General features: G+C 71.5%; 6 protein-coding genes. 4 read left to right on the top strand and 2 right to left on the bottom strand.

The features are described from left to right. Positions 1 to 19: 19 nt before the first annotated feature. Complete coding sequence (locus ACRX5S_RS05975) at positions 20 to 2,446, bottom strand: CaiB/BaiF CoA transferase family protein (protein ID WP_436771694.1); 2,427 nt, start codon at positions 2,444 to 2,446, stop codon at positions 20 to 22. A gap of 125 nt (positions 2,447 to 2,571) precedes the next feature. Then, positions 2,572 to 3,384 carry a hypothetical protein gene (locus ACRX5S_RS05980; protein ID WP_436771695.1) on the bottom strand — a complete coding sequence of 271 codons (813 nt, stop codon included), beginning with the start codon at positions 3,382 to 3,384 and terminating at the stop codon, positions 2,572 to 2,574. A 53-nt stretch (positions 3,385 to 3,437) separates the two neighbouring features. On the opposite strand from ACRX5S_RS05980, the gene ACRX5S_RS05985 reads away from it, so the two are divergent. From ACRX5S_RS05985 to ACRX5S_RS06000, 4 genes are all read left to right on the top strand, one after another. Continuing rightward, the gene (locus tag ACRX5S_RS05985) at positions 3,438 to 4,184 is read left to right on the top strand and encodes an enoyl-CoA hydratase-related protein (RefSeq protein WP_436771696.1); all 747 of its coding nucleotides are present in this window, start codon (positions 3,438 to 3,440) and stop codon (positions 4,182 to 4,184) included. Between the two features lie 94 nt (positions 4,185 to 4,278). After that, positions 4,279 to 4,899 (top strand): TetR family transcriptional regulator, encoded by a 621-nt coding sequence (locus ACRX5S_RS05990; RefSeq protein WP_436771697.1) that lies wholly within the window; start codon positions 4,279 to 4,281, stop codon positions 4,897 to 4,899. A gap of 346 nt (positions 4,900 to 5,245) precedes the next feature. Then, positions 5,246 to 6,424 (top strand): amidohydrolase family protein, encoded by a 1,179-nt coding sequence (locus tag ACRX5S_RS05995; protein ID WP_436771698.1) that lies wholly within the window; start codon positions 5,246 to 5,248, stop codon positions 6,422 to 6,424. Between the two features lie 66 nt (positions 6,425 to 6,490). After that, positions 6,491 to 7,357 carry an amidohydrolase family protein gene (locus tag ACRX5S_RS06000; RefSeq protein WP_436771699.1) on the top strand — a complete coding sequence of 289 codons (867 nt, stop codon included), beginning with the start codon at positions 6,491 to 6,493 and terminating at the stop codon, positions 7,355 to 7,357. The last annotated feature ends 185 nt before the right edge of the window (positions 7,358 to 7,542 follow it).

Here is a 7,542-nt window from a genome sequence, read left to right on the forward strand (position 1 = left end):
GGCGCCGGCGACTCCCGCGTCACCGGCCGTCGGGCCGCGTCCCGATGATCCCGGCTTCCTCCAGAGCCGCCAACTCGGCGTCCGTCAGTCCGAGCAGGCCGCCGAGCACATCGGCGTTGTGCTCTCCGAGTTGCGGGGCTGGACTGCGGTGGCGCGGCTCGTCGCCGTTCGCCCAGCGGGCCGGGAACAGCGGCAGTTCCAGGCGTCCGGCGACCTCGTGGTCGACCTCCCGGAAGAATCCGCGGGCCCGCAACTGCGGGTTGTCGCCCGAGCGTTCGGCCGGGACGACCTCGGCTGCGGGGACGCCGAGCCGGAGCAGTTCACCGACCGTGGCTGCCCGCTCCCGGGTTCGCAGGACCTCCGCCAGCCAGGCGTCGAGGCGGTCGTGCGCCGTGTGCCGGGCCTCCGCGTACGCGAGTTCGTCGGGCACGGCCCAGGCCGGGTGGCCCAGCAGTGCGACCAGTTGCTGCCACTGCCCGTCGTCCTCGACCGAGAGCGCGAGGTAGCCGCCGTCCGCGCCGCAGCGGTACGCGCCCTGCGGGGCCGCCGACGCCGAGCGGTTGCCGCGTCGTTCGGTGAGTACGCCGTTCGCGCTCCACTCCGCGACCTGCTGTGCGGTGACGCTCAACGCCGCGTCCATCAGCGGCGCTTCGATGCGCAGACCGCGACCGGTCGTGCGTCGCAGACGGATTGCCGCGAGGACCGCGAACGCGGCGTGCAGGCCCCCGAGGGGGTCGCAGACCCCGCGCGGGACCATCGGAGGTCCGTCCGGGTGACCGGTGATGTAGGCGAGGCCGGCTGCCTGCTCCATGTTCTGCGCGAAACCCGGCTGGTCGCGCCACGGTCCGGTGAGCCCCCACGCGGGCATGCGCGCGACGATCAGGTCCTGGCGTTCGCCCGGCTCCGGGAGCAGGCCGAACCGCTCGACGACGCGCGGCGAGTAGTTCTCGATGAAGATGTCGCACACGTCGAGCAGTCGGCGCGCGAGCGACACGCCCTCGGGCCGGGTCAGGTCGAGGGTGATGCCGCGCTTTCCGGTGTTGACGCTGTGGAAGAGCGGGGCGCGCTCCCAGGGCCGGTCGTCGGAGGTCGCGTACGCCGAACTCAGCCGCGTGCCGTCCGGGCGCTGAGTCGACTCCAGTTTGACGACGTCGGCGCCGAGCCAGGCCAGTATCTGCGTGACGCAGGGACCCGCCCAGTACGAGGTGAAGTCGAAGACGCGGAGCCCGTCGAGCGGCAGCGGCGGGGCCGGGCCGTCCCCCGGCACCGCGTCCGTATCGGCGGCGACCGGCGCGACCGAAGGCAGGCTGTCTCCGACGGTCCGGAACTCCTCGGTGTGTGCTCCGCGTTCGGGTGCCTCGCGAGGCGGTCGCGGGGCCAGGCCCGCGATGCGGTACGGCACGACGGGTCGCAGGAACCCCAGACCCGGGTGCGGCACGAAGCTCCCCCGGGCACGCATGTGGTCGAACTCCGGGGTGTCGCGGCCGTTTCCGACCGGCGCGACGGGGATCTTGCGGCGCCGCGCCTCCGCGGCGACCTCCGCCGTCGTACGCGTCCGCGCCCAGGCGTCGATCTCGGGCCCGAGTTCGGCGGCGTGCAGGCCGCGCCGGTTGGCGCGCGAGTACTCCGGGTGGTCGGCCCACTCCGGGTGCCCGACCATGTCGGCGAACGCGCGGAACTGCGGTGCCGAGTTGGTGGCGAAGCCGACCCAGCCGTCCGAGGTCCGTACGACCGACGGGAGTTCGGTGTAGAGGCGCGGTGGGCCGGGCGGGACCGGTTCCGGCGCCAACTGGTCGGCGACCGCCATGAAGCTGTTGAAGACCAGGGTCGCGACTTCGAGCATGGACACGTCGACGTGATCGCCGCGTCCGGAGGCGTCGGCCGTCAGGAGGACGCCGAGTGCGCCGACCGCGGCGACGACGCCCGAGGCCCAGTCGGTGGTTTCGCCGCCGACCGCGAGCGGGCCGCTCTCCGCGTCGCCGCGGCGCCCGGACGAGCCGCCCCACGCCTGGAGGGTGAAGTCGTTGCCGGGAAGTCCCGCCCAGGGTCCGGTGGTTCCGAAGGGACTGACCGTGACCACCACGCAACACGGGTTGGCCGCACGGAGCTTGGCGACGTCGGCGCCGCCCGGAAGCGTGCCGTCCGGACGTACCGCGCCGACGATGACGTCCGCCCACTCGACCAGTCGGTCGATCGGCCCGGTGTCGGCGGCGGCCGCGACGGAGCGCTTCCCCTCGTCGAGGTAGTGCCACATCGGTTCGCGCCCCCGGGCCAGCGCGGCGGCGTCGGTCTCGACCTGGACGACGTCGGCGCCCGCGTCGCCCAGCAGCTTGGCGCAGTAGGCGGCGGCCACTCCCCCGGCGAACTCGACAACCCGCAGCCCGGCCAACGGCAGCGAGGATTCCCGCGCGTCTTCGCCGCATCCCGGGCCCTCGTCCCCGCTCACACCTCCACCCCCAGTCCCCTCTGCATCCCCGCCCCGCCCATAACGCGCCCCGTCCTGCACGCCCCCGCGCTCCCGCCTCGCCTCGCGCCCGCCCGCACGCTCGCCCCCGTCCGCACTCTCCCCCATTACTCCGTCCAGTCCGTCTTGCGGTCCGCGCGCGTGGGCTGGCGGCCGGTCCGGAAGGGCGACAGCTCGGCGTCCGCCATCAGGAACCGGTGGACGGAGGTGAGCCCCGAGTAGAAGTCCCGGCGCCAACGCCCCAGTTCGGTATCCGCGCGTTCGGCCTTCTCGGCTTCGGCCCACTGCTCCCAGGTCGGAATCGCCCACAGCAGGAACGCCTCGGAATCGCCGGTCATCGCCGTCTCCCATGCGCCGGCGAGCACCCAGCCGTGCTTGGACAGCAGCGGCTCGCCGCGCTCGGCGACGCGTTCGAGCAGCTCGCGGGCCTTGCCCGGAGTGGTGCGCAACTGCTCGTGGGCGTACGTCTCACCGCGCACCCCGTCCGCGCACAGCTCCTCGATCGTGCGCGTCCACGGCGCCGGGACCAGCAGGCGGTCCTCGCCGTGGGACCGGAACTTCGCGGCCTCGGACCACCACTTGGCGAGCGCCGGGTCCTGGAGGCCCGCGCCGGTGAACTCCTGGCGGAACGACGCGGCCATGCCATCGAAGCCGTCTTCCTCCCAGAGGTTGACGACCGACGGCCAGTCGCGCGTCGTCCCGACCACGCCCCAGACGCCGTAGCAGAGTTGGTGACGTTCCTCCTGGGCGATCGGGCTCCAGTTGGCGGTCATGTGGTGCATGTAGTTGGCGCGATTGTGGCCGATGATGTCGATGAACTCGTGGATGTAGATCTTGTCGTTGGCCATCGTGCGTCGTCGCTCCCCGGCAGTCCCCGGCGTCCGGCGGAGTCCGGCGCCGCGTCGCGGCCACTTCAGCATGAGTTGATATTGTATTCAATACATACTGGCCGACCTGCACTACGATTGTATATATGATACAAGCGCGCATAGACGACGGAGTCGGCGTCATCACCCTGGACGACGCGGCCCACCGCAACGCCCTCACCCCCGCGCTGAGCCTGGCCCTCGCGGACGGCGTCGGCGACCTCCTCGGCCGCGGCGCCCGCGCCCTCGTGCTGACCGCCGCCCCACCGGTGTTCTGCGCCGGGGGCAGCCTCGACGAGTTGGAGAAGGGCCCGGCTCTCGACCTCGACGCCGCGTACGCCGGCCCGGCCGCACTCGCCGCCGCGCCCGTCCCCACCCTCGCCGCGGTCGACGGCCCGTGCCTGGGCGCCGGCGTGAACCTCCCGCTGGCCTGCGACGTCATCCTGGCGACACCGCGCGCGGTGTTCGATACGCGCTGGCTGGACGTCGGCATCCACCCCGGCGGCGCGCACCTGTGGCGGCTCGAACAGCGCGTGGGGCGGCAGACCGCCGCCGCCATGGTCCTGTTCGGCGCGACGTTGAAGGGCGAGCAGGCGGTCGCCCGCGGACTCGCGTTCGCCTGCGTCGCCTCCGACGACCTGATGCGCGAGGCCGCGGCGCTGGCCGGGCGGGCGGCGAGGCGCGATCCGGAGCTGGTATGGCGGACCAAGGCCACGCTGGCCGCGAACGACTCGGTCTCCGGCCCCGCCGAGGCACACGAACTGGAGCGCGCCGCGCAACTGTGGTCGCTGTCGCGCGAGGGATTCGCCGAGCACGTGAAGGCGGTCCGCGCCCGGCTCGCGGCACGCGGCTGATTCCCGCCCCAGCGAGAACCTCGTTTTCATTTTTTGACCTCGTTGCCGCGCCGCCGGCGGCCGCGAGCGGGCACGCGACGCTAGACTGCGCTGCGTGTCGACGAGTGAACTCCCCCCGCGCGCCCTGGAGGGCATGACGCGGGCCCAGCTCGCGCGGCGGGCGCGCATCACCGACGCGGTGATCGAGCTGGTCGCCGAGTCGGGCCCCGACGTCCTCCAGATGCGGGACGTCGCGGCTCGCTCCGGCATCTCGCTCGGCACCATCTACCGGTACTTCTCCTCCAAGGAACACCTGCTTGCGGCGGCCGTCGCCGACTGGCAGGAGCGCCTGACCCACCAGGTCCTGGCCGAGATGGGGTCGAGCCGGGCGAACCGCCTGGCCGACTCGGGCCCGGAGGAACGCGTGCTGCGCTACGCGCGCCGCGAGCTGCGCGCGTTCCAGCGGCACCCGCACTTCGCCCGCCTGACGGTGGCGATGGTCTCGTCGGCCGACCCGTACGCCAGCGAGATGATCGCGCGCATGCACGTCTCGTCGGACGAGGCCATGGCCGCGCTGATGCACGACGTCCCGGCCGAGCAGGCGCGGACCATCCAGGTGGCGGTGCAGGCGGTCGTCCTGACCGGGCTCGTGGCCTGGGTGACCGACCGCAAGACGTGGCCGGACGTCCTCTCCGACCTCGAACGCGTCACGCACCGCGTCTTCGCGGGGATCTGACAACCGCCCGCCGACAAACGGCGCTGCCGACTCGGCACTGCCTGCGGCGCCCTGTCGGCAAAGCCCTGCGCACTGGGCCCGGCCGACCAGGATCCGACACCTGGATCCGTCCCGGCCCCACCCCACTCTGCGCGGCACCCCTGCACGCCCCCAGGGGACCGCCAACCGTTGACCAAACAGGAATCGTGTTCTAGTTTCGTCGCGTCGTGAGCCGCCCGGGCCATCGGCGCGTCCGCGTACGCCCGGCCGCACGCGGCACCGCCCGGCACCAATCCCGCAGCGGGGAACGGCGGCTGTCGAGCGGCGTACCCGGACCAACTGCGCACACGGAGATGAGGGGGCGCGCATGCTGCCCGAGGACTTCCGAGCATTCGACGCGGACAACCACTACTACGAGGCGCTCGACGCCTTCACCCGGCACCTGGAGCCGGAGTTCCGCAAGCGCTGCATGCAGTGGGCGCAAGTGGACGGCAAGACCCGGCTCCTGGTCGGCGGCAAGGTCAACAAGTTCATCCCGGACCCGACGTTCTCGCGGCTGGCCCGGCCCGGCGTCCTGGAGAACTGGTTCCGCGGCACCGCCACCGGCTCGCTCATCGAGCAGTTCGGCGAACTGGAGCCGACCCGCCCCGAGTACCGCGAGCGCGACGCGCGGCTCGCCGCAATGGACGAACTCGGCCTGGACGGCGCGATGTTCTTCCCCACGCTCGGCGTCGGCATGGAGCAGGCGCTGATCCACGACATCCCGGCGTTGTGCGCCGCGTTCCGCGCGTTCAACCGCTGGCTGGACGAGGACTGGGGATTCGCCTACCGGGAAAGGATCTTCGCGGCCCCGTACTTCACCCTCGCCGACCCGGACAACGCGGTGCGCGAACTCCAGTGGGCGCTCGACCGGGACGCCCGGGTGATCGTCATGCAGTACGGCCCGATCCGCACCGACCGCGGCTGGACGTCCCCCGGCGACCCGGCACTGGAACCGTTCTGGGCGCTCGCCGCCGAGGCCGGGATCACCGTCGTCTACCACGGCGGCAACAGCGCGTACGCCCAACTCGTGTCGTGGTGGGGCGAGTCGCACGAGATGGAGGCGTTCCGCGCGACGCCGATGCGCGGCCTGATCAGCCCCGAGCCGATCGCGGACACCATCGCGGCGCTCCTCTCGTACGGCGTCCTCGCCCGGCACCCGCGGCTGCGGATCGCGGCGATCGAGACCGGGGCGGACTGGATCCCGCCGCTGTTCCAGCGCCTGAAGAAGTCGTACTCGCAACTGCCGCACGCCTGGGCCGAGGACCCGCGCGAGACGCTGCGCGAGCGGCTGTGGGTCTCGCCGTTCCACGAGAACGACCTCACCGCGCTGCGCGAGGTGATCGGCGTGGACCGCATCATGCTGGGCTCGGACTGGCCGCACACCGAGGGCATCGCGCGACCGCTGGACTTCGCGAAGGACCTGGACGCGGCGGGCTTCGACGCCGACGAGCAGGTGCGGGTGATGCGGACGAACGCCGAGTCCCTGGTGCGGCGCCTGCCCTGACGCCCGCTCAGCCCAGATCAGCTCTCCGACCAGCTCCGCCACTCTGCCCCGAGGAGATTCGGCACGATGGTGTTCCCCACGGATGTGCCGATCGTCGACACGATGATCGGCTTCCCGCACGAAGGCTGGGACCAGTACGAGTTCATCCGCCGCCAGACCAAGGACCGCGAGTCGCGCGAGTCCTTCGACTTCCCCGCCGAGTACATGTTCAAGGGTGTGCCGAAGGACCTGCCCACCGACGACCCCGTCGGGTTCACCGTGCACGAGATGGACCGCTTCGGCATCAGCCACGGCCTGATCGGGGTCGGCGACGAGACCTCGCGCGAGGCGTTGCGGCGGCATCCGGACCGGTTCGTGCCGGCCTCCAACATCGACCCCAATACGGGCATGGAGGGCATCAGGCAACTCGTCAGTGAGTACCGGGAGTTCGGCGTCCGGGCGGTGGGTTGCTTCCCGTCCGGGACGTTCCCGCAGGTACCGATCAACGACAAGAAGATGTACCCGTTCTACGCCAAGTGCGTGGAGCTCGACATACCCGTCTTCATCTGCGCCGGAGTTCCGGGCCCGCGCCTGAAGTTCGCGGCGCAGCACGTCGAGCTCATCGACGAGGTCATGTACGACTTCCCGGAGTTGGTCATGGTGACCCGGCACGGTTGCGAGCCGTGGGTCGACCTCGCGGTCAAACTGATGCTCAAGTGGCCCAACCTGTACTACTCGACGTCCGCGTTCGCGCCGCGCTACTACCCGCAGGCGATCGTCGACTACGCCAACACCCGTGGCGCGCACAAGATCCTGTACGCGGGCTACTTCCCGATGGGCCTCACCCTCGACCGCATCTTCGGCGAACTCCCGGGCGTGGGCTTCAAGGACGAGGTGTGGCCGCAGTTCCTCGGCGGCAACGCCCGCCGCATCCTCAAGCTCGACCCGCAGTAGCATCCGCCCTCAGCTCACCCGACGACCACACCAACCAACAGGAGTTCCCATGGAGTTCGGCGTCTTCCTACAGGGTTACAACCCGGGCTTCCGACGCGAGGGCAATCCGAACGCCGAGCACGAGGCGTTGATGAACGACATGGCGTACGCGATCGCCGCCGACAAGGCCGGGTTCAAGTACGTGT

It is taken from the genome of Yinghuangia sp. YIM S09857, from assembly GCF_051388915.1.
GTDB lineage: Bacteria > Actinomycetota > Actinomycetes > Streptomycetales > Streptomycetaceae > Yinghuangia.